28 protein-coding genes are annotated in these 25,904 nt (G+C 67.1%); 10 read left to right on the top strand and 18 right to left on the bottom strand.

What is annotated here, in order from left to right:
• Positions 1-21: 21 nt before the first annotated feature.
• The 4 genes from BKE09_RS00365 to BKE09_RS00350 all read right to left on the bottom strand — a co-directional run bounded on the left by BKE09_RS00365 (position 22) and on the right by BKE09_RS00350 (position 2,619).
• The gene (locus tag BKE09_RS00365) at positions 22-705 is read right to left on the bottom strand and encodes a flagellar hook capping FlgD N-terminal domain-containing protein (protein ID WP_014037129.1); all 684 of its coding nucleotides are present in this window, start codon (positions 703-705) and stop codon (positions 22-24) included.
• Positions 706-728: 23 nt separating this feature from the next.
• Positions 729-1,136 carry a flagellar basal body rod protein FlgC gene (flgC, locus tag BKE09_RS00360; RefSeq protein WP_075674522.1) on the bottom strand — a complete coding sequence of 136 codons (408 nt, stop codon included), beginning with the start codon at positions 1,134-1,136 and terminating at the stop codon, positions 729-731.
• A gap of 3 nt (positions 1,137-1,139) precedes the next feature.
• On the bottom strand, positions 1,140-1,535 hold the full coding sequence (flgB, locus tag BKE09_RS00355; RefSeq protein WP_005409576.1) for a flagellar basal body rod protein FlgB: 396 nt from the start codon (positions 1,533-1,535) through the stop codon (positions 1,140-1,142).
• 139 nt (positions 1,536-1,674) lie between these two features.
• On the bottom strand, positions 1,675-2,619 hold the full coding sequence (locus BKE09_RS00350) for a chemotaxis protein (protein WP_014037130.1): 945 nt from the start codon (positions 2,617-2,619) through the stop codon (positions 1,675-1,677).
• Between the two features lie 213 nt (positions 2,620-2,832).
• Here BKE09_RS00350 and flgA point away from each other — a divergent pair, with 213 nt between their 5' ends.
• The 4 genes from flgA to BKE09_RS00330 all read left to right on the top strand — a co-directional run bounded on the left by flgA (position 2,833) and on the right by BKE09_RS00330 (position 5,517).
• Positions 2,833-3,489, top strand: a complete 657-nt coding sequence (gene flgA / locus BKE09_RS00345; protein ID WP_075674521.1) for a flagellar basal body P-ring formation chaperone FlgA — start codon at positions 2,833-2,835, stop codon at positions 3,487-3,489.
• A gap of 75 nt (positions 3,490-3,564) precedes the next feature.
• Positions 3,565-3,870, top strand: a complete 306-nt coding sequence (flgM, locus tag BKE09_RS00340) for a flagellar biosynthesis anti-sigma factor FlgM (RefSeq protein WP_005409579.1) — start codon at positions 3,565-3,567, stop codon at positions 3,868-3,870.
• Complete coding sequence (locus BKE09_RS00335; RefSeq protein WP_014037132.1) at positions 3,867-4,205, top strand: FlgN family protein; 339 nt, start codon at positions 3,867-3,869, stop codon at positions 4,203-4,205. The genes flgM and BKE09_RS00335 overlap by 4 nt, the downstream gene beginning before the upstream one ends.
• Before the next feature lie 91 nt (positions 4,206-4,296).
• Positions 4,297-5,517, top strand: coding sequence for an ATP-binding protein (locus tag BKE09_RS00330; protein ID WP_014037133.1), 1,221 nt, complete (start codon positions 4,297-4,299; stop codon positions 5,515-5,517).
• Between the two features lie 94 nt (positions 5,518-5,611).
• On the opposite strand, the gene BKE09_RS00325 is transcribed toward BKE09_RS00330, so the two are convergent.
• Together BKE09_RS00325 and BKE09_RS00320 are read right to left on the bottom strand one after the other, a co-directional pair.
• Positions 5,612-7,384 carry an EAL domain-containing protein gene (locus tag BKE09_RS00325; protein WP_049445408.1) on the bottom strand — a complete coding sequence of 591 codons (1,773 nt, stop codon included), beginning with the start codon at positions 7,382-7,384 and terminating at the stop codon, positions 5,612-5,614.
• A gap of 4 nt (positions 7,385-7,388) precedes the next feature.
• The gene (locus tag BKE09_RS00320) at positions 7,389-9,491 is read right to left on the bottom strand and encodes a PAS domain-containing sensor histidine kinase (RefSeq protein WP_075674520.1); all 2,103 of its coding nucleotides are present in this window, start codon (positions 9,489-9,491) and stop codon (positions 7,389-7,391) included.
• 130 nt (positions 9,492-9,621) lie between these two features.
• On the opposite strand from BKE09_RS00320, the gene BKE09_RS00315 reads away from it, so the two are divergent.
• On the top strand, positions 9,622-12,381 hold the full coding sequence (locus tag BKE09_RS00315; RefSeq protein ID WP_075674519.1) for an EAL domain-containing protein: 2,760 nt from the start codon (positions 9,622-9,624) through the stop codon (positions 12,379-12,381).
• A gap of 316 nt (positions 12,382-12,697) precedes the next feature.
• Here BKE09_RS00315 and BKE09_RS00310 read toward each other — a convergent pair whose 3' ends face one another.
• The 8 genes from BKE09_RS00310 to BKE09_RS00275 form a co-directional block, all read right to left on the bottom strand.
• A complete protein-coding gene (locus tag BKE09_RS00310; RefSeq protein ID WP_075674518.1) occupies positions 12,698-13,204 on the bottom strand; it encodes a hypothetical protein in 507 nt (168 codons plus the stop codon).
• A gap of 132 nt (positions 13,205-13,336) precedes the next feature.
• Positions 13,337-13,684, bottom strand: coding sequence for a hypothetical protein (locus BKE09_RS00305; protein WP_075674517.1), 348 nt, complete (start codon positions 13,682-13,684; stop codon positions 13,337-13,339).
• Positions 13,685-13,781: 97 nt separating this feature from the next.
• The gene (locus tag BKE09_RS00300) at positions 13,782-13,997 is read right to left on the bottom strand and encodes a hypothetical protein (protein ID WP_075674516.1); all 216 of its coding nucleotides are present in this window, start codon (positions 13,995-13,997) and stop codon (positions 13,782-13,784) included.
• 98 nt (positions 13,998-14,095) lie between these two features.
• Positions 14,096-15,286 (bottom strand): methyl-accepting chemotaxis protein, encoded by a 1,191-nt coding sequence (locus BKE09_RS00295; protein ID WP_049445390.1) that lies wholly within the window; start codon positions 15,284-15,286, stop codon positions 14,096-14,098.
• Between the two features lie 219 nt (positions 15,287-15,505).
• A complete protein-coding gene (hflD, locus tag BKE09_RS00290; RefSeq protein WP_032127363.1) occupies positions 15,506-16,120 on the bottom strand; it encodes a high frequency lysogenization protein HflD in 615 nt (204 codons plus the stop codon).
• Complete coding sequence (gene mnmA / locus BKE09_RS00285) at positions 16,117-17,259, bottom strand: tRNA 2-thiouridine(34) synthase MnmA (RefSeq protein WP_014037142.1); 1,143 nt, start codon at positions 17,257-17,259, stop codon at positions 16,117-16,119. Before mnmA ends, hflD begins: the two co-directional genes overlap by 4 nt.
• A complete protein-coding gene (locus tag BKE09_RS00280) occupies positions 17,256-17,717 on the bottom strand; it encodes an NUDIX hydrolase (protein ID WP_005409590.1) in 462 nt (153 codons plus the stop codon). Before BKE09_RS00280 ends, mnmA begins: the two co-directional genes overlap by 4 nt.
• Before the next feature lies 1 nt (position 17,718).
• Entirely contained in the window at positions 17,719-18,192 is a 474-nt protein-coding gene (locus BKE09_RS00275) for a hypothetical protein (protein ID WP_075674515.1), read from the bottom strand.
• Positions 18,193-18,304: 112 nt separating this feature from the next.
• Here BKE09_RS00275 and clpS point away from each other — a divergent pair, with 112 nt between their 5' ends.
• Complete coding sequence (gene clpS / locus BKE09_RS00270; RefSeq protein ID WP_005416477.1) at positions 18,305-18,631, top strand: ATP-dependent Clp protease adapter ClpS; 327 nt, start codon at positions 18,305-18,307, stop codon at positions 18,629-18,631.
• A 231-nt stretch (positions 18,632-18,862) separates the two neighbouring features.
• On the opposite strand, the gene BKE09_RS00265 is transcribed toward clpS, so the two are convergent.
• Complete coding sequence (locus BKE09_RS00265; protein WP_075674514.1) at positions 18,863-19,675, bottom strand: APH(6) family putative aminoglycoside O-phosphotransferase; 813 nt, start codon at positions 19,673-19,675, stop codon at positions 18,863-18,865.
• 138 nt (positions 19,676-19,813) lie between these two features.
• On the opposite strand from BKE09_RS00265, the gene clpA reads away from it, so the two are divergent.
• From clpA to BKE09_RS00250, 3 genes are all read left to right on the top strand, one after another.
• Positions 19,814-22,099: an ATP-dependent Clp protease ATP-binding subunit ClpA gene (gene clpA / locus BKE09_RS00260; protein ID WP_075674513.1), complete on the top strand. Its 2,286-nt coding sequence runs from the start codon at positions 19,814-19,816 to the stop codon at positions 22,097-22,099.
• 111 nt (positions 22,100-22,210) lie between these two features.
• Complete coding sequence (locus BKE09_RS00255) at positions 22,211-22,555, top strand: type II toxin-antitoxin system RelE/ParE family toxin (protein WP_240502858.1); 345 nt, start codon at positions 22,211-22,213, stop codon at positions 22,553-22,555.
• An 8-nt stretch (positions 22,556-22,563) separates the two neighbouring features.
• Positions 22,564-22,851 (top strand): HigA family addiction module antitoxin, encoded by a 288-nt coding sequence (locus BKE09_RS00250; protein ID WP_014037147.1) that lies wholly within the window; start codon positions 22,564-22,566, stop codon positions 22,849-22,851.
• A gap of 48 nt (positions 22,852-22,899) precedes the next feature.
• Here the strand turns inward: BKE09_RS00250 and BKE09_RS00245 are convergent, their stop codons facing one another.
• The 3 genes from BKE09_RS00245 to aat all read right to left on the bottom strand — a co-directional run bounded on the left by BKE09_RS00245 (position 22,900) and on the right by aat (position 24,529).
• The gene (locus BKE09_RS00245; RefSeq protein ID WP_075674512.1) at positions 22,900-23,280 is read right to left on the bottom strand and encodes a hypothetical protein; all 381 of its coding nucleotides are present in this window, start codon (positions 23,278-23,280) and stop codon (positions 22,900-22,902) included.
• Between the two features lie 203 nt (positions 23,281-23,483).
• Positions 23,484-23,702: a translation initiation factor IF-1 gene (gene infA, locus BKE09_RS00240; RefSeq protein WP_005409596.1), complete on the bottom strand. Its 219-nt coding sequence runs from the start codon at positions 23,700-23,702 to the stop codon at positions 23,484-23,486.
• Positions 23,703-23,788: 86 nt separating this feature from the next.
• Complete coding sequence (gene aat / locus BKE09_RS00235; protein WP_075676519.1) at positions 23,789-24,529, bottom strand: leucyl/phenylalanyl-tRNA--protein transferase; 741 nt, start codon at positions 24,527-24,529, stop codon at positions 23,789-23,791.
• 72 nt (positions 24,530-24,601) lie between these two features.
• Here aat and BKE09_RS00230 point away from each other — a divergent pair, with 72 nt between their 5' ends.
• Positions 24,602-25,870 (top strand): hypothetical protein, encoded by a 1,269-nt coding sequence (locus tag BKE09_RS00230; RefSeq protein WP_075674511.1) that lies wholly within the window; start codon positions 24,602-24,604, stop codon positions 25,868-25,870.
• Positions 25,871-25,904: the final 34 nt, after the last annotated feature.

Raw genomic sequence — 25,904 nt, 5'->3', positions numbered from 1 at the left:
GGTTGATGCGGAATGTGCGGCTCAGCTGACGCGGAGCACGTAGTCGATCGGGGCCGTGCCCAGGCCCTTGAGGTTCAGGTACAGGCCGTCGGAACCGACGGTCACGCTCTCCACCGGCGCCTGTACATAGGTGGACAGCTTGGTGCTCTTGCCGGCGGTGTCGACATGGTTGGCGACGACGGAGTACTTGCCCGGCTCCATGCGCTTGCCGTTGGCATCCTTGCCGTCCCACTGGAAGGCGGTTTCGCCAGCGGCCTTGGCTTCCACGCTCAGCGAGGTGACCTTGGCACCGTTGGCGTCGGTGATGTCCACAGTGATGATGCCGGCCGACGGTGCGGCCACCGTGCCTTCGACATTGCCTTCCTTCTCCAGCACCAGCTTTTCCGACGGCACCAGCACCTGGTGGCCAACCAGCGCCGCGCCACGCAGCACCTGGTCGCTGGCCATCGATTCCTGGAAGCCCTTCACCGTCTTGTTCAGATCGGTGATGCCCTGCACGGTGGACATCTGCGCCATCTGCGCGACCATCTGCGTGTTGTCCATCGGCTTCAGCGGATCCTGGTGCTGCAGCTGCTCGGTCATCAGGCGCAGGAAGTCGGCCTGGTCGAGCGTGTTCTTCTTTTTCGTGGCGTTGCTGTTGGGGGCGTTCAGGCCCAGCGCGGAATAGACGTCCTGGCTGGTCTGGTTGTTGACGGCGGTGGTCATGGCGGTATCCGGTGCTGCGGGCCTCAGCGGCCCATGGTCAGGGTGGCCAGGGCCAGTTCCTTGGCGGTGGTCAACATCTCCACGCCGGCCTGGTAATTGCGCGAGGTCGAGATCAGGTTGACCATCTGCGCCACCGGATCGACGTCGGGCTGGTAGATGTAGCCATCGGCGTCGGCCAGCGGGTGGCCCGGCTCGTAGCGCTTGATCGGCGCAGCCTCGCTCTGGGTGATCTCCTTCACCTTCACCGAGGTGATGTTCGGATCGTTCTTGCTGGTGACCGCCTGGAAGATCGGTTCCAGCGGCTTGTACACGGCGTCGGCGGAACCGGCGACGGTGTCGGCGTTGGAGAGGTTGGAGGCGATGGTGCTCATGCGCACCGACTGCGCCTTCAGCGCGGAGCCGGCGATATCGAAGATCGGCAGGTTGCTCATGGCTTATTGCCCCGTGATCGCGGTCAGCATGGAACGCACCTTGCTCTCGACGAAGCTGAGCGAGGCGCGGTATTCCAGTGCGGCGCGGCCATAGGCGGCACGCTCGGCATCGGGGTCGACGGTGTTGCCGTCCAGGCTGGGCTGCACGCCTTCGCGCGCGATCTGGAACGGGTTCAGGCCACTACTGATCTCGTAGTGCTGCTCATGGGTGGTGGCCATCAGGCCATTGGCATCCTGCCCCTGGGCGTGGCGCAGGGCGGCATCGAAGTCCAGGTCCTGGGCCTTGTAGCCGGGAGTGTCGGCATTGCCGAGGTTGCTGGCGATCAGCTTCATCCGCTGTTCGCGCAACGGCATGGCCTGGGCGTGGACGCCCAGGTAGTCGGTAATCAGGTTGCGCACGGTGCACTCCCACGGGAACGTTGCCCGGGAAGCTGCAAGGGGTGTGCCAAAACCGAGGGGGTAGTGCCGGCCGCTGGCCGGCTCCCCGTTGTGCCTGCGGTTGCCGGCCAGCGGCCGGCACTACCGGATCAGGAGGCCGTCAGGCCGCCAGCGCCACCTTGCGCAGGCGGTCCAGCACGAAATCGGCCAGCTCGTGCGGCGAGTACTTGGCGACGAAGGCATTGGCACCCACGCGCTCGACCATGGCGTTGTTGAAGACGCCCGACAGCGAGGTGTGCAGCAGCACGTACAGGCCGGCCAGGCCCGGGTGGCGCCGGATTTCCGTCGTCAGCGTGTAGCCATCCATGGCCGGCATCTCGATGTCCGAGATGACCATGGCATAGCGCTCGGCCGGGTTCTCGCCCGAGGCGTGGACCTGCAGCAGGTGGTCCAGGGCCTGCTTGCCGTCGGAAAGCAGGGTGGCACCCACGCCCAGCTGGTCCAGCACGCTGCGGATCTGCTGGCGGGCCACGCGCGAGTCGTCCACCACCAGCACCTGCAGCTGTGGGCCGTCGGCGGGCATGGCCATCGCCGGGTCGAGTACCGCTTCACCGCGCACCTGGGCGATATCGGCCAGCACGCTCTCAACGTCGATCACCTGGATCAGCTCACCCTGGAAGCGGGTCACCGCGGTCAGGTAGCTCGACTCGGCGCCCAGTTCCGGCGGCGGGTGGATGTCTTCCACCGCGATGTTGACGATGCGTTCGACGCCGCTGACCAGGAAGCCCTGGATCGAGCGGTTGAATTCGGTGACGACCAGGTAGCCCGGCGAGGTATCCGCATCGGGCTCGCGCTCGGGGTGACCGATCGCCAGGCCGAGGTCCAGCACCGGTACCGAGCGGCCACGCACGTCGGCCACGCCGGAAAACTGGCTGGGCAGGCCGGGCACCTGGAACAGCTCCGGGCGCCGCAGGACTTCCTGCACCTTGAAGACATTGACGCCAAAAAGCTGACGTCCGCCGAGACGGAACAGCAGCAGCGCCAGGCGATTGTGGCCGGCCAGTCGGGTCCGCTGGTCGATCCGGTTGAGCAGGTCATGGGACATGGCTGCTGTATCGGCGTGGTGGGTGCGGAACTTGAGCGCTTTTGTAGCGTCGAGCCATGCTTGACCGAGGCTCTTGTAGAGTCGAGCCATGCTCGACTGGCTGTTCGGACAAGAGCAGTCGAGCATGGCTCGACTCAACAAACGGCGACCCCGTCGATCTGGCACACCCCTTGCACGCACCAGGGCCAGGTCTTGCCGATTGAAGGAGGCGCCATGCGCCGGGTCACATCCCTACTCGCCATCGTGCTCGCCGTGGCCGCGCCGTGGGCGACCGCTGCGGACTGGCAGCCGGTCGCCAGCATCCGCACAGCAGCGCTGTCGACACTGCCGGCTGGCAGTGAAGGCGAGGCGCAGGTGGCCGATGCGCTGCGCCTGCCGAAATGTGGCGGCGCGCTGCAGGTGCAACCCACCGCCACCACCACGGTGGAGGTCAGCTGCCCCGATGCGGGCGGTTGGCGCCTGTTCGTGCCGGTGAAGGTGCGGCGCAACCAGACCGTGCTGGTGCTCAACCGCGGAATCGGCACTGGAGAAACCCTCACTGCCGCCGATATCACCACTGCCCAGCGTGACGCTGCCCGGATTGCCGGCGCGGTGCTGTCCGATCCCAATGCAGCGATCGGCCGCATCGCCCGCCGTCCGTTGCAGGCCGGAGCCCTGCTGTCGAACAACGATCTGGTGGTTCAGCGTCTCATCAAGCGAGGAGACAATGTGGCCCTGGTGTCGCGTCGCGGCTCGGTCGAGGTCCGCATTGCCGGCCGTGCGATGGGTGATGCCGGTGAGAACGAACGGGTTTCGGTCGAGAACCTGTCCTCGCGGCGGATCGTGCAGGGCACGGTCGACGCTGCAGGTGACGTAATCGTGGCGCGTTGAATTACCGCAAAATATCCCTAAAGATCACGGCCCTGCGGCCGTTATCCCTTGTGAACGGCAACTCCAGGACACCCCATGAGCCAGAAAATCGACGGCAACCTGCAGGTCCCCCAGGCACTGCGCAGCGTGACGACCCCGGCCAACAAGCCCGGTGTCAGCACCGATGCGGCGGCGCGCCCGGTCGAGGCGGCCGACAGCCTGCGCCTGACCGGCGAGGCCACCAATCTGCAGGCCATCGAGCGTGAGCTGACCACCGCCCCGGCGATCGACGCCCAGCGCGTGGCGGCCGTGCGCGAGTCGCTGCAGAACGGCACCTACAAGATCAATCCGGACGCGATCGCATCGCGCATGCTCGATCTGGACCAGCAGCTGCACGGATGACTGCGGCGATGAGCGAGCCGCTGCAGCGTCTCGCCCAGGCCCTGGACGTTGAGCGCCAGGCCCTGGTCGAGCACGACGTGCACGCCCTGATCCGGGCCACAGGCGCCAAGCTGGAAGCGCTGCGTGCGCTGGAAGGCGCGCCACCGGTGGGCGAGGGCGAACAGCTGCAGGAACTGGCCGAGCGCAACCGCGCCAACGGCGTACTGCTGTCGCGCCGCCGCCGCGAGGTGAACTGGGCGCTGCGCCAGCTCGGCCGCACCGAAGACGCCTCGGCCTACGATGCCAAGGGCCAGTCGCACACGGTCAGCATCGGCCGGCCACTCGCCGTCGCCTGACGCGACGGCGGTCGCACAACACCTCCCGGCGGGCTGAAGCCCGCTGCATGACCGCGTATATTGGGCGCCTGTTCGAACGCCCCGAGTCGCCGTGTCCGCTGCCAACGCCCTGGTTACCGCCCCCCTTCCGCCGCAGCCGGTGCTGCAGGCCCTGCTTGAGCGCCTGCGCGAAGGCCTGCTGCTGTTCACCGATGACGGGCAGGTGGCCCTGGCCAATCCGGCCGCACAGAATCTGCTGGCCAGTGGCGAGGACGGCGGATTGCCGCCGCCGCAGCGGCTGCGCGAACTGCTGCCCCCCGATGCACTGGAACAGGCCCGCCAGCACGGCCACTGGAATGGCAGCCTGCCGCTGGGCGAGGGCGTGGTCATCGCCCACCTGTACCACCATGGTCCGGTCGGCGAAGGGCATTTTCTCGCGCTGTTCCGCCACATCGAAGGGCAGGAAGACTACGAGCGCGAACTGCAGCAGCGCCACGCCGAGCTGCGCCAGGCCTACCTGCGCCTCAATGGCACCCAGGAAAAGCTGCTGCAGTCCGAGAAGATGGCCTCGATCGGCCAGCTGGCCGCCGGCGTCGCGCACGAGATCAACAACCCGATCGGTTACGTGCACTCCAACCTGGGCAGCCTGCAGGAGTACCTGCGCAGCCTGTTCACCGTGATCGAAGCCTATGAGCGCGCCCTGCGCGCGCCGGACCCGAAGGCACTGATTCCGGAAATCGACGACATCCGTGACCGCCTGGACATCGATTTCATCAGCCGCGACCTGCCGCAGCTGATGGCGGAATCGCGCGAAGGCATCGAGCGTGTCACCCGCATCGTGCGTGACCTGAAGGACTTCTCGTATTCCGGCCGCGACGAATCGTGGAAGCTGGTCGACCTGCACGCGGGCCTGGAATCCACCATCAACATCATCTGGAACGAGCTCAAGTACAAGGTCACCCTGGTGCGCGAGTTTGGCCAGTTGCCGCTGGTGGAGTGCCTGCCGTCGGAGTTGAACCAGGTCTACATGAATCTGCTGCTCAACGCCGGCCATGCCATCGCCGAGCGCGGCACGATCACCGTGCGCACCGGCGTCGATGGCGATCACGTGTGGGTTGAATTCGAAGACACCGGCGGCGGCATTTCGCCGGAACTGCGCCAGCGCATCTTCGACCCGTTCTTCACCACCAAGCCGGTGGGCAGTGGCACCGGCCTGGGCCTGTCGATCTCCTACAGCATCATCAACAAGCACCACGGCCGCATCGACCTGGACAGCACCCCCGGCGTAGGCTCGCGCTTCCGCGTGGTGCTGCCGGTGAAGCAGCCGCGCTGACCGCACCTGGTAGTGCCGGCCGCTGGCCGGCAACCTCATCCAACCCGACGCCCCAGAGCAGCCGGCCAGCGGCCGGCTCTACCGGAGGGGATCATCACCGCAGCGGCCGATCCTCGCCACCATCCCCGGTTTCCACCGGCGCCGGCCCGGCATTGCTGCGGCGCTGTTCCTCGTAGGTGCGGAACGCCTGGTGGATGTGCTTGCGCAGCTCGTCGTCGTTCCACGGCTTGGTCAGGAAGCGATAGATCGCGCCGCGGTTGATCGCGTCGGTCACCGTGTTCAGATCGGTATAGCCCGACAGCACCAGACGGATCGTATCCGGGTACAGCATCTTCACCCGGCCCAGGAACTCGGTGCCGCTCATGTCGCTCATGCGCTGGTCGGACAGGATCACCTGCACGTCGTTGATCGCCAGCAGATCGAACGCATCGCGTACGTTGCCGGCCGCCAGGATGCGGTAGCCGTCGCGGCGGAACAGGCGCACCAGCGAGCGCAGCACGTTTTCCTCATCGTCCAGCAGCAGCAGCGTACGGTCCGGGCGGGTCTCGGCGAAGGCTTCCGGACGCAGGTAACGGCGGCGCAGGGTCATGCCGGCGGCATCGGCCGACATCGGCTCGCCGAACAGGTAGCCCTGGAACACATCGCAGTCGTTGCGGCGCAGGAAGCCCAGCTGGGCCTGCGATTCCACGCCGTTGGCGATCACAGTCATGCCCAGCTGGTGGCCCATGGCGATGATTGCGCGGGCGATGGCCGCCTCGCGATTGCCGGCCGGCGCGCTCTTGATGAAGCTGCGGTCGATCTTCAGCTTGTCCACCGGGTAGCGCACCAGCGCGCTGAGGCTGGAATCGCCGGTGCCGAAATTGTCCAGGCTCAGGCTGATGCCTTCGTTGCGCAGGTTGGCCAGCGTTTCATGGACGAAATTGACGTTGTTGGTCAGCGCGCTCTCATTGATCTCCAGCGTCAGCATCTGCGCAGGTACGCCCGCCGCCTGCAGCAGGGACATCACTTCGGCGAAGAAGTTCGGCCGCAGCAACTGCAGGGTGGATACGTTCACCGCGATGGTGAAGTCATCGAAGCCCTGGTCGCGCCACAACCGCGCCTGCTTCAATGCGCCTTCCAGGACCCAGGTGCCGATCTGCACGATGATGCCCAGTCGCTCGGCAGTACGCATGAAGCGCTCCGGTACCAGCATGCCCAGGGTCGGCGACTGCCAGCGCAGCAGCGCTTCCATGCCGACCACGTGGCCGTCGCGGGCGCTCACCAGCGGCTGGTAGCGCAGCTTCAGCTCGCCATTGGGAATGGCATCGACGATCTGGCGCGCGATGATGCTCTCGCTGTGTGCGCTCGGCGGTGTGTCCACCGCATGGATGCGCACGGCATTGCCGCCTTCGCGGGCGGCCTGGTACAGCGCATCCTCGGCATGGTCGAGCAGGCGCGACGTGCTGCTGGCATGCTCCGGGCACAGGCTTACGCCCAGCTTGCCGGTCATGAACAGCGTGTACGGCAGCACCGACAGCGGCAGCTCCATCTGCTGGCGGATCTCTTCGGCGAAATCTTCCGGCAGCGGCAGATCGGCAGTGCGCGGCACCGCGATCAGGAATTCGTCGCTGCCATGCCGCCACAGCTTGCCGCGCCCGCGCAGGTAGGACTGCAGGCGCTGCGCCACCAGTACCAGCGCCTGGTCGCCCACTTCGGCACTCATGTTCTCGTTGACCGATGCGAAGTGGTCGATGTCCACGTGCATCAGCATCAGCGCGATGCCGCCGGAGGCTGCCTCGGCAACCATCGCCTGCAGCTCGGGGTTGCCGGCGCCAAGGCGGTCGGGGGCATCATCGATGCTGACCGGGGGCAGGTTGGGATTCCACATAGGCTCAGTATTCCGGCGAATCGACGGCGGCCATGCTGGCCGCCTGGTAGGGGAGATGGACGTCGATCAGGGTGCCTTCACCGTGCGCGGACTCGATCCGCACATGGCCACCAACGCTCTGCGCGCGCTCGCGCATCACGATCAGGCCGAGGCCGCGCGGGCCATCGGGATCGAAGCCTTCGCCATCATCGCGGATCTGCAGGTGCAGGCCGCGCTGGCCGACGTCGCGCAGCTGCAGCAGGACCTGGCTGGCGCGCGCATGGCGCAGCGCGTTGGTCAGGCTTTCCTGCGCGATGCGGAAGCAGGCCTGTTCGATGCTGTTGTCGGGGCGGTGCGGCAGCGGCTCGATCTCGGCCAGCAGCTCCACCGGCGAAGAGCGGAACAGCACCCGCGCCTGCCAGCTCAGTGCCGCCTCCAGGCCCAGTGCATCCAGCTGCGGGGGGCGCAGCAGGGTGGAGATGTCGCGCAGCTTGGCCACGGTGGTGTCGGCCAGGCTGACGATCTGCGCCAGATCCTCGCCACGGCGCTTCGGATCGTCCTCATCCTGCGCCGCATGCGCCGACAGCTTGATCGCGGTGATGGCCTGGCCGATGTCATCGTGCAGGTCGCGCGAGATCGCACGACGCTCGTCCTCCTGCAGCGAGAACAGCCGTCCGGCCATCGCCTGCAGTTCGCGGTTGCTGGTTTCCAGCGCGCTGCGGGTGCGTTCGGAATCGCTCAGGTCGCGCACGATCAGCAGCTTGCAGTCGCGGCCGCCGTAGCGCACTTCGCCCACCGCCAGGCCGGCATGGAAGCTGCGGCCGTCGCCACGCTGCATGGCCACCACGCTGCTGTGGCCCGGCCCCAGGTGGGGCTGGCCGGCGCGCAGCTGGCTGCGCACCCGTGGCAGGTCGGCGGCAGCGACCAGTGCCGACAGCGGCTCGCCCAGCAGGGTGTGGCTGCCGTAGCCGAACAGGCCGGCGGCCCAGGCGTTGGCGTACAGCACATGTTCGTCGGAGAGGATCACCACGCCGTCGGGCAGTACCCGCACCAGCTCGCGGAACTGTTCCTCGCGCTCGCGCAGCAGGCGCCGCGACTGCTCGCGCTCGGTCACGTCCTGCAGCGTGCCCAGCACGCGGCTGCGGCCGGCTTCATCGATACCGCTGGCCGCCCGCAGGTGCACCATCAATGCCCGGCCGTCCATCGACAGCAGCGGCAGCAGCACGTCCACCTGTACCGGCTCGCTGCAGCACAGTTCGGCCAGCAGCTGTTCGGTCTGGGTGGCCGTGGCCGGGTCGGCCGGCACCAGCAGCTCGTCGAAGCGGTGCCAACGGCGGGCCTCGGGCGGGCGGCGGCCGAGCAGGCGATAGACCTGGTTGGAGTAGCGGCCCAGCCCGGTGGACGGGTCCAGCTCCCAGGCGCCGATGCGGGCCAGCTCATGGGCTTCCTCCACCCGGGCCAGCGCCTGGTCGCGGCGCAGCTGGGCCAGGTCCTCGGCGGTGCGGTCGATGGCGATCAGCAGGCGGGCGTTGTGGCCGTCGTAGCTGATCGCGTTGGAGCGCAGTTCCATCTGCCGCAGCGAGCCATCACGCAGCTGCAGTTGCGCGCGGAGGATGCACAGCTCCTCGGGCGCCTCGCGGATCGCCTCCAGCTTGGTCTGCAGTGCCTGGTCCTGGCCCGGCGGCCACAGGGCGTCGATGGTCTGTTCCAGCAGCTCGTCGCGGTCCCAGCCAAAAGCGGTGCAGGCGGCAGGGTTGGCATCGAGGATCGCCAGCGTGTCCAGGTCGTAGACCAGGATCGGGCCGGGGTTGCCCTCGAACATCTGCCGCAGGCGCAGCTCGGAGGCCTGCTGGCGCGCATGGGTATGCAGCACGTGTTCGGCCAGCGGGCGCAGCAGCAGATAGAGCAGGCCCGCGCTGGCCAGCGCGAAGAACGAACCCTTCAGGCCCTGCCACAGGGCTGCCTGCTGCGGGTCCGGCACCAGCGCCTGCACAACGCTGTCGGTGGAGATCATCCAGGCCAGCGCCATTGCCAGGTAGCTCAGCACCACCCGGCGCCGGTCGCGGCTCAGCGCCTGCGCCATCCGCGGGTCGGGAACTGGGGCGTTGCCGGTCGGTTCTGCGGGCATGGACGGGGCGGGTGAAAGGGGCGCCGGTCATCTTACCCCGCAGCGTGCCGTGACCACTCAATTATCCGCCGCAGGCGCCGTTAACCACTGCGTGCCCCGCTGACGGGCGTGTCATCCGGAGCAAGATCGCGTGGACCAAGGGATCATCGCCAGCCTGCTGCAGCACCCGCTTGCGTCGGCGCTGGTCATCGTCGACCGTACCGGGCGCCCGCTGGCGGCCAATCCGGCTGCGCGCGAGCATGGCCTGCCGGCCACCGTGGCCGCTTATGCGCCGATGCTGGAAGATCTGCGCCTGATGGCTGCCGATGGCGGCATCGTGGCCTGCACGCTGCCGGGTGGCCCGCGTGGACACTACGACGGTCACCTGCGCGCCGTGCACGACGGCGCCGGCAATCTGCTGGCGTTCACCCTGAGCATTCCCGAGCCGGTGCCGGTCGACGGTGGTGGGCGCTGGGAACTGGCACTGGACAGCGCCGGCCACAGCCTGTGGGACTGGGACATCCCCAGTGACCGCGTGGCGCGCACGCCGGCGCTGGGCGACGAGACCGCCACCGAAATGCTGTCGCGGGTGCACAGCGAGGACATCGCCCAGGTGCGTGCCGCCCTGGACGAGCACCTGCGTGGGCGCAGCGATCAGTACAGCGCGCAGTTCCGCTTCCGCCAGGCCGACGGGCAGTGGCGTTGGGTGTTGGATCGCGGCCGTGTGGTTGCGCGCACCGCCGATGGCCAGCCATTGCGCATGGTCGGTACACATACCGATATCGAGCAGCAGAAGCAGCTCGAATCGCTGCTGCAGGAACAGCAGCTGCACCTGAGCGAGGCCCAGCGCATCGCCAGCATGGGCAGCTGGTCGTTCGACCCCAACAGCGGCCACTTCTGGTGGTCGCCGGAACTGCGCTCGCTGCTGGCGCTGGAGCAGGGCGCCGTGCCCGGCCAGCGACGCTGGCTGAAGCAGCTGCACCCGCGTTCCCGAGGTGCGCTGCGCGCGGCATGGCGGCGTCTGTGGCGTGACGGCCGGGCCGCCAATCTCGAGCTGGAGCTGACCCGCGGCCATGAACCTTCGCAGCATCTGCGCCTGTGGATGCAGCCGCTGCTGGACATGGACGGGCAACCCAAGCGCCTGCTCGGCCAGGTGCAGAACATCACCGAGCAGCACCAGACCGACGCGCTGATCCGCTGGCGCACCGAGCTGCTCAACCGCGTTTCCGCGCTGGGCCGCATCGGCGGCTGCGAGATCGAGGTACAGACCCGGCACATGCAGTGGACCGAGGAGTGCTATCGCATCCACGGCCTGCGCAAGGAGCCGATCACCCTCGATCAGGCGATGGCGCTGTATACCGAAGACTCACGCGATGCGTTCGAAGCAGCGCTGGTCCGCATCGCCGGCGGCGGCCTGCCCGAGCAGCTGGACCTGTGCTTCTACCGCCAGTCCGGCCTGCGTGTCTGGGTGCAGGTGCTGATCGAGCTGGATCGTCGTGATGGCCTGCCGCCGCGCTTCGTGGTGCTGTTCCGTGACATCACCCGCGAGCGCGAGGCCAACGAGCGCATCGAGCTGCTGGCCCACTACGACCTGCTGACCGGCCTGCCCAATCGTGTGCTGCTCGGCGAACAGACCGCCGAAGCCATCGAGGAAGCGCGCGACCGCGGTACCTCGCTGGCGATGCTGTTCATCGACCTGGACGGCTTCAAGACCATCAACGACAGCTTCGGTCACGCCACCGGCGATGCGCTGCTGAAGGCCGCGGCCACCCGCCTGCACCAGAACCTGCGCAACAACGACCTGTTCGGCCGCTTCAGTGGCGACGAGTTCATCGTCGTGCTGCGCGACCTGGCCGAGCCTGAAGATGCGGGTCATGTCGCCCGCAAGCTGATTGCCTCGCTGGCCGAGCCGCTGCGCCGTGGCGAGACTACGTTGAAGGTCGGCGCCAGCGTCGGCATCGCGATGCTGGGCGATGCGCAGACCGATTTCGATTCACTGCTGCGCGCCGCCGACGCCGCGATGTACGCAGCCAAGGAAGCAGGGCGCAACACCTACCAGTACTACAGCCAGGACGCACTGGCCCGCATCCAGCGCAAGCTGGAGCTTGAGCACGCGCTGCACGGTGCGATCGAGCGTGAAGAGTTCAGCCTGGCCTACCAGCCGCTGCTGCACGCGCACCAGGGCGAACCGCCGGCGATCGAAGCCCTGCTGCGCTGGCATCGGCCCGGTATCGGCTACTGCAGCCCGGCCGAGTTCATACCGATTGCCGAAAAGTGCGGCGAGATCGTCCGCGTCGGCGACTGGGTACTGAACGAGGCCTGCCGCCAGGCGACCGCGTGGGACCGCGCCGGACTGCGTTTCGACCGTATCGCGGTGAATGTGTCGGCGGTGCAGCTGCGCGATCGCGGCTTTGCCGAACGCGTGATCGAGATCTGCCACGCCCACGGCTGGCCGCCACAGCGGCTGGAGCTGGAGCTGACCGAGTCGGCGCTGATCCGTGACACCGACATCCTGCGCCATTGCTTCGACGTGCTGGAGCGGCACGGCGTGCCGCTGGCGGTGGATGACTTCGGTACCGGCTTCTCCAACCTCAATTACCTCAACCGTTTCCCGGTCGGGCGCCTGAAGATCGACCGCAGTTTCGTGCAGGGCATGCTGCATGACTCAGGCACGGCCGAAGTGACCCAGGCCATCGTGCATCTGGGCCACGCGCTGGGCATGAAGGTGGTGGCCGAAGGCGTGGAAACGCACCAGGAAGAAGACATGCTGCGCCGCCAGGGTTGTGACGAGATCCAGGGCTACCTGTACTCGCGCCCGCTCAGCCCGCGTGATCTGGCGCAATGGTTGCGTCAGCAGCGCCCGGCACCGATGCACACCGACGCCAGCGGCGAAGCGGTGCTGGTGCGCTGACAACCAGACTCTGGTGGGTGCCGGCACCCAGCGATCATCCACGCATGGCGTGGATCTACTTCAGATGCAGACACCTGCTCTGGTGAGTGCCGACCGTTGGTCGGCATTGATGCCTGCGCCCGCGACCATCCACGCATGGCGTGGATCTACTGACCGTGCCGACTCTGGTGGGTGCCGACCGTTGGTCGGCATTGATGCCTGCGCGCGCGATCATCCACGCATGGTGTGGATCTACTGACCGTGCCGACTCTGGTGGGTGCCGACCGTTGGTCGGCACTGATGCCTGGACGCGCGATCATCCCCGCATGGCGTAGGTCTACCTCGGGAACTCCGCCTTCAACTGCATGCGCAGCGCCTCGACGATGGCCGCATAGCGGCGCTTCTGGACCAGATAGCTGGCCAGGAACAACGGCAGCACGAGCAGCATGGGCGCCACCATCGGGCGCATCGCCACCAGCGGCAACAGCAGCAGCGACAAGATCGCCACGAACCAGCTGCACAGGCCGATCACCCGCACCTCGTGCCGTCGCGCGTTGATTACGATGCGTCCACGCATCACCGGGAAGTAGCGCAGGCCGAAGCTCGGCGCAAAGCTCTCACGGAATGCCATGCTGCCGTCGGGCAGCGCATGGAAGGCCAGGCGCAGCCATTTGTCCTGCGGCAGGTCACGTTCCAGGCTGCCCAGCGAGAGCCGGGCCAGCATGGCCGGTGATGCCGCGATGCGTTCGTTGAACAGGGTGATGCCCCAGCTGAAATAGCCGGCCACCCAAGCCATCAGAAGGGCGGTTTCGATCAACAGCACTGCGATCAGGGCGATGGCCATCGGTCTTCCATGAGCGAGTCCAGGGCATCATGCCACAGCGATTACGCCAGGCCAGTAGATCCACGCCATGCGTGGATGTTGCGGCGAGAGCCGGCAGATGAAAGCCATAAAGCCATCCCGCAAGTCGTGGACCTACCGGTTCATCAATGCGATGCCTGCGATCGAATAGCTGGCGATCAGCAGTCCGAACACATACGCCGCCACGATGATCAGCCAATACGTCGCCGGCTCGATCTCCCGCCATACGTCAATGGTGCCGGCGCGGTGATGGCTCAGATGGACATGCCCGGTGCTGATGGCAGCTGCTGCCATCCAGGCGCACAGAAAGGCCATCAGCATGAAGAGCAGGCTGCCGAACAGGAACGCGACAGGTCGATGCCGGGGCGGCCGCAAGGTGGCGTAGGCGGGACGCCAGGTAAAGGTGACCGCGATGAGCACCATCGCAGCAAATCCCAGCCAGGTCATGAACGTGGTGCTCATGCGATGACACTCCGTGTCCAGCCGTAAGGGGCGTGGGCGGATCATGCCATGGGTGTGGAACGGCTGGCGGTGAACGTCATCCACGCGCGGCGTGGATCTACTTCAGGGCTTCGCCATCCAGCCCCAGGTCCCACGCCAATCCCAGCAGCGCCTCATCCGCCCGCAACGGGCCAGGCCGCGCGTCCGCCAGCTGCTGCAGCTCGCGGATCTCTTCGCGTGCCACCTCTTCCAGCTGCTGCAGCTGCTCACGCACGCTCGCGTTGCGCGGGCGGTCGGTGTCGGCGAGGGAGGGCAGGGCGCGGATCAGGGTCATGGTGCGCGTACAGGATGCATCCAACGGCAGGCTACAGGCAAAGGCCCCGGACGAACCGGGGCCTTGTGGGCTGCCGGCAACGGCAGCGGACATCAGGATCAGAACAGCTCGACCGTGCCAGCGCCCATGGTCTGCTGGGCGACCGGCTTGTGCGGCGGGCGCTCCCATTCGCTGCGCAGTTCGCGCAGGCGGCTGCCGGTGCGCTGCAGGGCGGTGGCGATCTCTTCGTCGAACACGCCGCCATTGCGGTGCAGCAGTTCCTGCAGGGCCACCGCTTCGCGGTTGATCGCAGTCAGGCGGTCCAGGTGGGTGTGCACGCCACCCAGCGCCTGGGTGGCGATGTCTTCGAACTGCAGGGCGCGCACGGCCTCGGCCACGCTGCCATCGATCGAACGGGCGCACTCGGACACTTCACGCATGCCGTCGCCCAGCGAAGCGTTGATCTGCGCCACGTTGTCGAGCATCGCCGCTGCTTCCTGGCGCGCTTCGCGGGAGCGGTCCATGTCACGCGAGGCCATGTGCGAGACCGTCTCGCGCACCTTGGCGATGGCGTCCTTGGAGCTGTGCGCCAGCTTGCGGATCTGCTCGTTGAAGGTGGTCGAGCGCTCGGACAGGTTGCGCACTTCGTCGGCCACCACCGCGAAGCCACGACCGGCTTCACCGGCACGCGCGGCTTCGATGGCGGCGTTCAGTGCCAGCAGGTTGGTCTGGTCGGCGATCGACTTGACGTCTTCCAGCAGCGCGAAGATGCCATCCAGGTGCTGTGCCATCTGGTCGATGTGCTGCACCGTGGTGCTGCTCTGGCCGCTGACCTGTTCCAGCGCTTCCACCAGCTGCTCCATGCGGTGGCTGGCGTGCTGGGCGAAACGGGCAACGTCGAGGCCGGCATTGCCCTCATCACCGGCGCGGTCGACGATGCGCGACAGGGCCTGGCTCTGCTGGCGCGACTTGCGGTTCATCGCATCGAAGCTGCCGCCCAGGCTGGACACTGCCTGGCGGATCAGGTCACGGGCGCGTTCCACTTCGCCGCGCGAGCCGTCGATTTCGTTGCCGACGAAGCTGCGCAGTTCGGTCAGCAGCTGGTCCTGCTCACGCAGGACACGGGCATGTTCCGGGGAGCGATGCGCCTGGGCGCGGGTGGTCCACCACGCAAAGCCGAGCCAGCTCAGCGTCATCGTGGTCAGGATCGCCCAGCGCAGGGCGGCCGGCCATTCGAAACCGATGGCGAAGGGGAGCAGCAGGGTCAGAGCCAGGGGGGCGGCCAGACGGATGAAAATGCGTGAGTACATGGACGTTCTCGGGAGGTGCACGGAGGATGTATCGGCCGTACCCCCTTTCTCTTTAACGTCGATGTGCCTCGAAGTGCATTCTGAATGCGCCGGTTTTCCGGCGCCTTGGCGGCTTAGGGGTCAGAGCCCTTCCCGTGCCGGAAAGGGATTCGACCCCTTGGGCAGGCAGCGACGGGGTCGGATCCCTTTTCCACGGAAAAGGGCTCTGACCCCACGCCCTCACGCCAGCTGGCGGTCCACGGCCTCGATCATCGCCTTGCGGCTGAACAGGAAGTCCCAGTAGCTGCCGCCCAGCTGGCGCCACAGCACCGCCGAACGCACCGCGGCCAGCAGTAGGGCGCGGATCTCGGCGACCACACCGGCCTGGCCCAGGTAGTGCGGGTTGCCCTGCACCATCACCCGCGGCTTCAGGTGGCTGATGGTGTCGGCATACAGGCCGCCCAGGTTGGCCAGTACGTCCGGGTGGCCACTGTCGCCCAGCTCGACGGCCTGGCGCTGGGCGCGCTCGATGCCCGAGGCGACCTTGTTCACGGTCGCCCCGTCCTGCACGAAGCGGCGCTCCAGCTGCAGCACCGACAGGGCCAGCTTGGGCAGGATCGGGTCCTGGCCCTGGCTGCGGAAGTAGTTGTGCAGCAGGCGCAGCCCAGCCTTCAGTGCATGGCGGTCACCGAACACCTCCTGCGGCGAGGACGCATCGACGCGGAACACGCTGTCCACGGCGGTGCGCACGGCAGCGGCGTCGGAATGGCCGGTATCGGCGATGCGGCGTACTTGCTGCAGGGCCTGGGCAATGCCGGCCAAAGCCAGGACGCGGTCGTCGACAGTGAAACTCATGCAGCGATTACCTCAAAAGGGGAAGGGGTGGTGCGCAGGCGCTGTTCCAGCGGCGCATCGGTGGCGGCGATCACCGCGCCACCCAGGCACACATCACCGTCATACAGCACCAGCGATTGACCAGGGGTAACGGCGCGCTGCGGGCGCGCAAAGGTGACCAGCACGCTGCCATCGTCCAGCACCTCGACCGTACACGGCTCGTCGGGCTGGCGGTAGCGGGTCTGGGCGGTGCATTCGAAGCGCCGTGCCGGCGGTGAGCCGGCGATCCAGTGCGCGGTTTCCGAACGCAGGCGCTCGGACAGCATCCATTGGCTGTCGCGGTCCTGGTCCACGTACAGCACGTTGCTGGCCACGTCCTTGCCGACCACGTACCACGGCGCGGCCGGGCGGCCACGCACGCCGCCGATGTTCAGGCCCTCGCGCTGGCCCAGAGTGAAATAGAACACGCCCGGATGCTCGGCAATCACGCTGCCGTCGGCCGGGTCGAGGATCTGGCCGGGCTTGGCCGGCAGGTAGCGGCCGAGGAACTCGCGGAAATCGCGCTCGCCGATGAAACAGATGCCGGTGGAATCCTTCTTGGCGTGGGTCGGCAGGCCGACGTCGCGCGCGATCCGGCGCAGGTCGCTCTTTTCCAGGTCGCCGATCGGGAACAGGGTGGCTGCCAGCTGTTCCTGGCCCAGCTGGTGCAGGAAGTAGCTCTGGTCCTTGGAGCGGTCGGCGCCGCGCAAGAGCAGCCACTGGTGGCCGCGCTGGGTAACCCGCGCATAGTGGCCGGTGGCGATGCGCTCGGCGCCCAGCTCGCGGGCGGCATCCAGGAAGTGCTTGAACTTCACTTCGCGGTTGCACAGCACGTCCGGGTTCGGGGTGCGGCCGGCCGCGTACTCGGCCAGGAAGTGCTCGAACACGCCCTGCCAGTACTCGCTGGAGAAGTCGCGGAAGTGGAACGGGATGCCCAGCAGGCCGCAGACGGCCACCGCATCGCGGCGATCATCCTCGGCGCGGCAGTCACCGCTGCCGTCGTCGGCCCAGTTCTGCATGAACAGGCCGGCCACGGCCTCGCCCTGCTGTACCAGGCGCCAGGCGGCGACCGAGGAATCGACGCCACCGGAGACGCCCACCATTACACGCGGAGTGCTCATGCGACCTCCCGGACCAGCGAAAGCGGATGGCGCTGGCCACCCAGGTAATCAGCCACCACCTGCCAGACCAGCGGGCTGCGCTGGCGCTCGCCGGCGGCCTGCAGCTCGGCCGGGGTCAGCCACAGCGCGCGGTCGATGCCGGTGTCCAGCGGCTGCGCCGGGTCATGCGAGACCGGGCGCGCCGCGTAGCAGAAGCGCAGGAAGGCAGTGCCGTCGCCGGCGGTCCACTGGTAGCAGCCGATGAAATGGGTCAGCTGCACGGTCCAGCCGGTTTCCTCGCGGGTCTCGCGCAGGGCCGCCTCGGCCAGGCTTTCGCCCGGCTCGAGGTGGCCGGCCGGCTGGTTCAGCACCTGGCGGCCGTCGATGGTCTCCTCGACCAGCAGCACGCGGCCGCCGTCGACCACCACCGTGGCGACGGTGGCGTGCGGTGCCCAGCGCGGGTCCGGCGTGGCGTTCAACTCAGAACTCGTCCTTCTTGGTCAGTTCCAGCTCCATCGCGTCGGCGGTGCGGATGGCCGCATCGATGGCGTCGCTGAGCTGGTCGGCAGTGGCATCGGCGTCGATCTTCACCACGAACATGGCGGTGGTGTCCTGCTTTACCCAGCCGCCCATCTTGGCGTCCTGCGAATCTTCGAGCAGGCGGTTGGCTACGGCCACCGGGAACTGCTTGGTCTTGGCGCTGTAGGCCGGCGACCAGATCTCGCGGATGTTGTGGCTGCCGAAATCTTCCACCGCCGAGCGCACGTAGACCATCTGGGTGCGGTCACCCTCGACGTCGAAGACCATGCGGTAGTCGCCATCCTCGTCGACTTCGTAGGTGTAGCCCAGCTTGTCCAGGTGGCGGGCCACGGACTTGTCGGCGCTGGTCGCGGCGGCGGCAGAGCCGGCAGCGGTCAGGGCGATCAGCAGGGCGGGGAGAAGGGTCCTTTTCATGAAGATCCTGTGAAGCAACGTTGAAAGAAGGTGCAATTGTGACGGTGGGCGTGCGTGCCGTCCAATCTGCGGCGGGCCGACGCAGGCCCGGCGCTACCTCTATAATGGGTGGATGCCCCATGAGTCCTCCCCCGATTCCCAGCACGAGCACGGCGTTGCCGTGGAGCCCGCGCGCCCGGAAGTGGCGCCGCCGCCGTTCTACCAGGTGATGCTGCTCAACGACGACTACACCCCGATGGATTTCGTGGTGGATGTGCTGCAGCAGTTCTTCAGCATGGACCTGGACAAGGCCACGCAGGTGATGCTGCACGTCCATACCCGCGGCCGCGGCGTCTGCGGGGTGTTCACCCGCGAAGTGGCCGAGACCAAGGTCGCCCAGGTCAACGAGTACTCGCGGATGAACCAGCACCCGCTGCTGTGCACGATGGAAAAGGCCTGAGCGGCTGCCGAATTTCGTCCGGGCGCATCGTTCCCGGATGGGCGTGCCCACCAAGGTGAGCACCTTCCAAGCGGAAATCTGTAGAGTCGAGCCATGCTCGACTGCTTTCTGCCCGGGCGTATCGGCACCGGCCGGGTGTGCCCACCAAGGTGGGCACCTACCAGGGCATGAGGCCTGTATCGATCCCGGGCGGCCGTGCCCACCAAGGTGGGCATCTACCAGAACGCTGGCTCACGCCTCCGCCAGCGCCTCCAGCGCCATCCGCGCTACCGCCTCGTCCACGTCGGCCGGGTCGCCGTCATCCCTGAACCACACTGCCGACAGCGCCATGCTGGCCGCGATCCAGCGCAGCAGGCGCGTGCGCTCCAGGCCGGCCAGTGTGCTCACCTGTTCCAGCCGGGCGGCAAACCGCTCGGGCCGGGTGGCCACATGGATGCCGGGGCCGCACAGGTCCGGATTGCTGAACATCGTCGTGTAGTCGAACGCACGGTCGCCCAGCAGCCGCTTCGGGTCGATCGCCAGCCAGCCACGCGCGCCGAAATCCAGCACGTTGTCGTGATGCAGGTCGCCGTGCAGCGGCCGGATCTCGCGCTCGTCCTGCAGCAGGCCTTCCGCCAGCGATCTGCACTGTTCCAGCAGTGGTGGCAGCGCCGCCCTTGGCTGCAGCAGGTCGACGAACCATCTACGCAGGCAGACCAGGTCGTCTGGCGGCGCGCTCCGTGGCCGGTGCAGCCGCTGCAGGACCTGGCACAGGAGGGTGGTGCAGGCGTCATCGTCGCCGTCGATCGAACGTTGCCGCAGCGAGTCGCCGCCGGCACGCTCGATCAGGATCGCCGGTCCCTCGTGGGCCATCAGGCGGGCGGCGCCGTCACCGTCCCACCAGCGCAGCAGGCGATGGCTGTTCTGCTCTTCGGTTTCGCTGCTGACCTTCAGCATCGCCGGTTCGCCGGCGGCGGTCAGCACCGGCCAGAGCTGGGCACGGGGCGTTTCGATGGCCGGGCCATCACGCCGCAATCGCCAGCGGCTCAGGTAGGGTTCGCTCATGCTGGGTGGGCTGTCCTGGAGTGAATGAAGATCAAGCGATTCGCACTGCTAACGCCATCTGAACGCAGCAATCCGCTAGGGTGATGGAAATCGCGTAGTCAGGCCGCATATTGTCCCCATCTGCCGCCGGAGTAATCCATGTTCAGCAAAGACCTCGAACACACCATCGGCCAGTGCTACAAGCGCGCCCGTGAGGCCCGGCATGAGTTCATGACGGTCGAACACCTGCTGTTGGCACTGCTCGACAACCCGTCCGCCCAGGCCGTACTGAAGGCCTGTGGTGCCGACGCCGAACGCCTGCGCCAGGAGCTGGAGCAGGCCATCGAGGCTTCCGTGTCCCGCCTGGCCGAAGATGACGGCCGCGATACCCAGCCGACCCTGGGCTTCCAGCGCGTGCTGCAGCGGGCCGTGTACCACGTGCAGTCCTCGGGCAAGAAGGAGGTCACCGGCGCCAACGTGCTGGTCGCCATCTTCGGCGAAAAGGACTCGCACGCCGTCTATTACCTCAACCAGCAGGACGTGACCCGTCTGGATGTGGTCAATTACCTGTCCCACGGCATCGCCAAGCTGGGCGAGGAGGGCGAGCAGCCGTCCTCTTCCTCCGAGGGCGAGAGCCGCATGGAGGGTGGGGAGGGTGAGCCGAAGGGCGATGCCCTGACCGAGTTCGCCAGCAACCTCAACGAACAGGCCCGGGCCGGTCGCATCGACCCGCTGGTCGGCCGTGCCGACGAGATCGAGCGCACCATCCAGGTCCTGTGCCGCCGCCGCAAGAACAACCCGCTGTACGTGGGTGAGGCCGGCGTGGGCAAGACCGCGATTGCCGAGGGCCTGGCCCGCCGCATCGTCGAGGGCTCGGTGCCTGACGTGCTGGCCGACGCGGTGATCTATTCGCTCGACCTGGGCGCGCTGGTGGCTGGCACCAAGTACCGTGGCGACTTCGAGAAGCGCCTGAAGAGCGTGCTGACCGCGTTGAAGAAGGTACCCAATGCGGTGCTGTTCATCGACGAGATCCACACCATCATCGGTGCCGGTTCGGCGTCGGGCGGCACCATGGATGCCTCCAACCTGATCAAGCCGGAGCTGGCCTCCGGTGAGCTGCGCTGCATCGGCTCGACCACCTTCCAGGAATACCGTGGAATCTTCGAGAAGGATCGGGCGCTGGCCCGCCGCTTCCAGAAGATCGACATCGTCGAGCCGACCGTTGGCGAGACCTACGAGATCCTGCAGGGGCTGAAGTCCAAGTACGAACTGCACCACGGCGTGACCTATTCCGACGAAGCGCTGCAGGCGGCCGTGGACCTGTCGGTGAAGCACATCGGCGACCGCCTGCTGCCGGACAAGGCCATCGACGTGATCGACGAGGCGGGTGCCCGTCAGCGCCTGCTGCCGGAAGGCCAGCGCAAGGAGCTGATCGACGTCGAGGAAGTGGAGGCGATCGTCGCCAAAATGGCGCGCATCCCGGCCAAGCAGGTCAGCGCCACCGACAAGGATGTGCTGCAGCACCTGGAGCGCAACCTGAAGATGGTGATCTTCGGCCAGGACCCGGCCATCGAGACACTGTCCTCGGCGATCAAGCTGGCACGCTCCGGCCTGGGCAATCCGGAAAAGCCGATCGGCAACTTCCTGTTCGCCGGCCCGACCGGTGTCGGCAAGACCGAGGTGACCAAGCAGCTGGCGCTGCAGCTGGGCATCGAGCTGGTCCGCTTCGACATGTCCGAGTACATGGAGCCGCATTCGATCAGCCGCCTGATCGGTGCGCCTCCGGGCTACGTCGGTTTCGACCAGGGCGGCCTGCTGACCGAGAAGATCGTCAAGACGCCGCACTGCGTGCTGCTGCTGGACGAAATCGAGAAGGCGCACCCGGACATCTTCAACATCCTGTTGCAGGTGATGGACCGCGGCGTGCTGACCGATACCAACGGTCGTGAGGCCAACTTCAAGAACGTGGTGCTGGTGATGACCACCAATGCCGGCGCGGCGCAGGCCTCGCGGCGCTCGATCGGCTTCACCAAGCAGGACCACGCCACCGACGCGATGGAGACCATCCGCCGCAGCTTCACCCCGGAATTCCGCAACCGCCTCGACGCGGTGGTGCAGTTCCAGGCGCTGGGCTTCGAGCACATCCTGCGCGTGGTCGACAAGTTCCTGATCGAGCTGGAGATGCTGCTGCAGGACAAGCACGTCAGCCTGTCGGCCACCCCGACCGCGCGTGACTGGCTGGCCCACCACGGCTTCGACCCGCTGATGGGTGCGCGCCCGATGGCCCGCGTGATCCAGGACAAGATCAAGCGTCCGCTGGCCGACGAGCTGCTGTTCGGCAAGCTGGTCAACGGCGGCAAGGTGAACATCGATGTCCGCGACGACGAACTGGTGGTCGAGACCCAGGCCGAACCGGAGCGCCTGCTGCCGGTCACCGTGGAGTGAGCTGACGCCGGGCCTGGCCCGGTGGACCTGAAATGACAAGGGCGGCTTCGGCCGCCCTTGTTGTTCTGGGCCTGTCGCCTGCGGCCTTGCTGGATGGGTGCGGGGGCATCGATGCTGTTCCGTGAGCGCGATGGGGCATTGCTTCATTTGTATCGCGCAACGATACGGGATACAGTGATGATCATCGGCTTTCGCCACAAGGGCCTCGAGCGGCTCTACCGTTCCGGTATCGGCAGTGGGATCCGGCACAGTCACACCAGCAGGGTGTTGATGATCCTGTCGATCCTGGATGCGGCCTCGGCGCCCGGGGATCTCGCCATGCCTGGATTGCGCCTGCACAAGCTGCGGGGCGACCTGAAGGGGCATTGGTCCGTATGGGTCAATGGGAATTGGCGGATCACCTTCCGTTTCACCGGTGGCGACGTGGAGCTGCTGGACTACCTGGACTATCACTGAGGCCGCGCATGATTCATCACCACCCACATCCAGGGCAGACGATCAAGGCAATGGTCTTCGATCCGATGGATCTCTCGGTGACCGAAGCGGCCGAGCGCTTGGCAATGTCGCGGGTGGCATTGTCGCGGGTGTTGAACGGCAAGGCGGGCATCAGTCCTGATCTGGCCATTCGCCTGGAAATGGCCGGGGTCAGTACGGCGGCTTTCTGGATGGGACTGCAATCCAACTACGATCTCTGGCTGGCGCGGCAACACAAGCAGCCACGGGTGCTGCCACTGGTTGCGCCTGAGCGGTGACACCCTTCATGACAAGGGCGGCTTCGGCCGCCCTTGTCATATGCGCTGTCAGTGGCTGCGCTGGCGGGCCTTCTTGTTGAAGGTGGCCGCGTCGATCGGCTCGATCTGCGCCACCCTGCAATGGTCGGAGTCGGTGCGCAGCTGGCTGCGGCCAGCGTCGCACAGCAGGCCCGGCTGGCCCTCCGTAAAGAAGCTCAGTTTCCGCGAATAGCCCGCAGTGGAGCAGTCGTTCTGGAAGTGCACGACATAGTGGTCCTGGCCATTGCGCAGCAGGATGTTGCGCGAGACGCCGGCGCGCACGATCTGCTGGTCGCTGCCCAGCTGGACGCAGTCGCTTGTGGTGGAGGGGGTATCGGCGGCGCGCGCAGGCGGTGCGCTGGCGGACGCGGCAACGGCGACGAGCAGAGCAGTCAGCGGGAGCATGTTCATGGCGGGGCAGGGGGATGGCGATCCGGACTGGATCGGGTCTCACGATGCCGCCATGCGTGCAGGGGCGAATCTGCCGCAAGCAGGGCTGACCGACGTCACGGTGAGTTCGGTCACGATGACCTCCGGCAGGGCCGGATTGCAGGCATGACAAAAGGCCAGCAACCAGGGCTGGCCTTGTCGAAGTGGCGCAGCGCGCCGACCGCTTACTTCATGCGGTAGGTGATACGACCCTTGGTCAGGTCGTACGGGGTCATTTCAACCTTGACCCGGTCACCGGTGAGGATGCGGATGTAGTTCTTGCGCATGCGGCCGGAGATGTGGGCGATGATTTCGTGCCCATTTTCCAGACGAACGCGGAAAGTGGTGTTCGGCAGCGTCTCGCTGACGGTGCCCTCGAACTCGATGGAATCGTCTTTCGACATGTAGTCCTGTGCGGTTCAGAAAACGGCCACGCTGGGCCTAAGGCGCGGTATTTTACGCGTGACGGGCCCAGCTTGCAAAGTTTGTGTTAACCCCCGGCCAAACGCCGTGCCGGCAAGCGTCCGACCGCCTGTGTCCACGGGCCTTCACGGCCGTCATGGCGCACCGCGTGGCGGACGTGCTCCAGAAACGCCGCGCGCGGCAGGTGTTCGGCGCCCATCCGCAGCAGGTGCGGATTCTCCACCTGGGCATCGATCAGCGCCCAGCCCCAGCCGTGAAGCGTGGATGCCAGCGCGGCCAGGGCGATCTTGGAGCCGCCGCTGGCGCCACTGAACATGCTCTCGCCGAAGAACATCGTTCCGATCGCCACCCCGTAGATGCCGCCGACCAGCGTCTGCCGGTCCCAGACCTCGAAGGAGTGGGCAAAACCGAGGTCGTGCAACTGGCTGTAGGCCTCGACCATGTCGGGGCTGATCCAGGTGCCGTCCTGGCCGGGGCGAGGTGCCGCCGCACAGGCGCGCATCACCCGGCTGAAGGCGGTGTCGGCGGTGACCTCCCATGTGCTGCCGCGCAACTGGCGCCGGAAGCGGCTGGACAGATGCACGCCATCGGTACGGAACACCATGCGCGGGTCGGGCGACCACCACAGGATCGGCTCGCCCTCGCTGAACCATGGAAAGATGCCGCCGGCGTAGGCATTGAGCAGGCGTGCCGGATGCAGATCGCCGCCCACCGCCAGCAGGCCGTCGGGCTGGCGCAGTGCGGTCTCGGCCGGCGGGAAGGGGGCGTCCGGCGCGTCGGCCAGGCGCCAGGGCAGCTGGCGGGTCATGCTGCCATTGTATTCGCCGTGGTGATGGGTGATGTCTGGCACCATCACGCTTCACCGGCAAGGAGCCTGCGAATGAGCGACCCGATCTCAGCCATCCTCGACCTGCATGACACCCCGCGCACGCGCAACGACAGCCAGGGCATGCTGCTGTCGCTGGCCGCCGAGCATCCGCGCCAGCTGGGTGAGTTGATGCTGCAGGCCGTGGCGCGACGCTCGCCCGGCTCGGCCTTCCTCGACATGGCGCTGGACCTGTTGCCGGACGAGGCGGTGCCCGCGGTCGCGGCCGATGCATGGCGCCGCTATCGCGAGGGCGAGCGAGGCGAACTGTTGACCAGCGTGATGGAGTTCGCCAGCTACCAGGCGCCGCAGGTGCTGCAGGACGATTGGGAGGCGTTGCTGGTGGTGGCCCACGAGGATGAGGTGCAGTTGGCCTCGCAGGTCTGGCAGGGCCTGCCCGCCGCGACCGCTGTGCACTGGGCGCAGAGGCTGGCCGAGGCCGGGGATGATCGGGAGATGGCGCGCGCGAGGGCACTGCTGCTTGCTGCTCGGCCCGAAACCTACGCCGTTGCCCGGGGCTACCTCGTCGACTGGGGCCGGCTGGATGCCGAGGTCTGGGCGCACTGGGCAGGCGTGGCCAACAGTCCGCAGCCGCGTCGCCTGCACGGCGAGAGGCCGCTGCACATCCGCTTCGGCCGTGAGCAGCACCGCGCGCAGGTGGCCGACGAGCCAAGCTGGCGCAAGCGCATCTGGCGCCTGCATCCGACCTGGAATGGCGGACAGGTGCATCACACGGGGCGCATGGGTGGGCTGTTGGACGCCCAGTGCGGTGGTTGTCACGCACCGCTGCAGCGCCTGCTGCAGACCGACGCTGCCTCGCTGCAGCCGGGTGCAGCGGGCGAGATCACGCTGGGGCTCTGCCTGGACTGCTGCGGCTGGGAAGATCCGCCCGTGCGTTTCTATCGCCACGACGACGCCGGCCTGCCGAGCTGCCATCCCAGCCAGTACCGCGAGGTGCCGAACACGCCCACCGACAGCGGCGACCTGATGCAGGCCGAGGTGGGTCTTGTGGCCCTGGAAAGCGTGCGCTGGCAGCAACAGGACTGGGGCCAGTCCAACCATCGGCAGAACCTGTCGCGCGTGGGCGGAGCGCCGAGCTGGGTGCAGAGCGCCTGGTACCCGGCGTGCATCGATTGCGGCGAGGAGATGCCCTTCGTGATGCAGCTGGATTCGACGCTGCCGACCACGGGCGAGGGCACGCTGCTGTGGGGCAGCGGCGGCATGCTCTATACGTTCTGGTGCGCGACGTGCCGGGTGAGTGGGCATTTCTGGCAGTGCACCTGAGCGCAGTACGCGCGCCATCGCGCTGGTAGACGCC

The organism is Stenotrophomonas sp. TD3, from assembly GCF_001939825.1.
Taxonomy (GTDB): Bacteria; Pseudomonadota; Gammaproteobacteria; order Xanthomonadales; family Xanthomonadaceae; genus Stenotrophomonas.
Note: the sequence above shows the minus strand (reverse complement) of the source record. Positions and strands in the feature narration are given on the sequence as shown.

Coding starts and splice junctions, on each gene's coding strand:
- flgC (WP_075674522.1), bottom strand. CDS start 1,136: ATGAGCAACCTGCCGATCTTCGATATCGCCGGCTCCGCGCTGAAGGCG.
- flgM (WP_005409579.1), top strand. CDS start 3,565: ATGAGCCAGAAAATCGACGGCAACCTGCAGGTCCCCCAGGCACTGCGC.
- BKE09_RS00245 (WP_075674512.1), bottom strand. CDS start 23,280: ATGAACATGCTCCCGCTGACTGCTCTGCTCGTCGCCGTTGCCGCGTCC.
- BKE09_RS00295 (WP_049445390.1), bottom strand. CDS start 15,286: ATGTACTCACGCATTTTCATCCGTCTGGCCGCCCCCCTGGCTCTGACC.
- BKE09_RS00310 (WP_075674518.1), bottom strand. CDS start 13,204: ATGGCCATCGCCCTGATCGCAGTGCTGTTGATCGAAACCGCCCTTCTG.
- BKE09_RS00230 (WP_075674511.1), top strand. CDS start 24,602: ATGAGCGACCCGATCTCAGCCATCCTCGACCTGCATGACACCCCGCGC.
- BKE09_RS00275 (WP_075674515.1), bottom strand. CDS start 18,192: ATGAAAAGGACCCTTCTCCCCGCCCTGCTGATCGCCCTGACCGCTGCC.
- BKE09_RS00255 (WP_240502858.1), top strand. CDS start 22,211: ATGCTGTTCCGTGAGCGCGATGGGGCATTGCTTCATTTGTATCGCGCA.
- aat (WP_075676519.1), bottom strand. CDS start 24,529: ATGACCCGCCAGCTGCCCTGGCGCCTGGCCGACGCGCCGGACGCCCCC.
- BKE09_RS00365 (WP_014037129.1), bottom strand. CDS start 705: ATGACCACCGCCGTCAACAACCAGACCAGCCAGGACGTCTATTCCGCG.
- BKE09_RS00305 (WP_075674517.1), bottom strand. CDS start 13,684: ATGAGCACCACGTTCATGACCTGGCTGGGATTTGCTGCGATGGTGCTC.
- clpA (WP_075674513.1), top strand. CDS start 19,814: ATGTTCAGCAAAGACCTCGAACACACCATCGGCCAGTGCTACAAGCGC.
- BKE09_RS00265 (WP_075674514.1), bottom strand. CDS start 19,675: ATGAGCGAACCCTACCTGAGCCGCTGGCGATTGCGGCGTGATGGCCCG.
- BKE09_RS00250 (WP_014037147.1), top strand. CDS start 22,564: ATGATTCATCACCACCCACATCCAGGGCAGACGATCAAGGCAATGGTC.
- BKE09_RS00325 (WP_049445408.1), bottom strand. CDS start 7,384: ATGTGGAATCCCAACCTGCCCCCGGTCAGCATCGATGATGCCCCCGAC.
- mnmA (WP_014037142.1), bottom strand. CDS start 17,259: ATGAGCACTCCGCGTGTAATGGTGGGCGTCTCCGGTGGCGTCGATTCC.
- clpS (WP_005416477.1), top strand. CDS start 18,305: ATGCCCCATGAGTCCTCCCCCGATTCCCAGCACGAGCACGGCGTTGCC.
- hflD (WP_032127363.1), bottom strand. CDS start 16,120: ATGAGTTTCACTGTCGACGACCGCGTCCTGGCTTTGGCCGGCATTGCC.
- flgA (WP_075674521.1), top strand. CDS start 2,833: ATGCGCCGGGTCACATCCCTACTCGCCATCGTGCTCGCCGTGGCCGCG.
- BKE09_RS00320 (WP_075674520.1), bottom strand. CDS start 9,491: ATGCCCGCAGAACCGACCGGCAACGCCCCAGTTCCCGACCCGCGGATG.
- BKE09_RS00335 (WP_014037132.1), top strand. CDS start 3,867: ATGACTGCGGCGATGAGCGAGCCGCTGCAGCGTCTCGCCCAGGCCCTG.
- BKE09_RS00350 (WP_014037130.1), bottom strand. CDS start 2,619: ATGTCCCATGACCTGCTCAACCGGATCGACCAGCGGACCCGACTGGCC.
- BKE09_RS00300 (WP_075674516.1), bottom strand. CDS start 13,997: ATGACCCTGATCCGCGCCCTGCCCTCCCTCGCCGACACCGACCGCCCG.
- infA (WP_005409596.1), bottom strand. CDS start 23,702: ATGTCGAAAGACGATTCCATCGAGTTCGAGGGCACCGTCAGCGAGACG.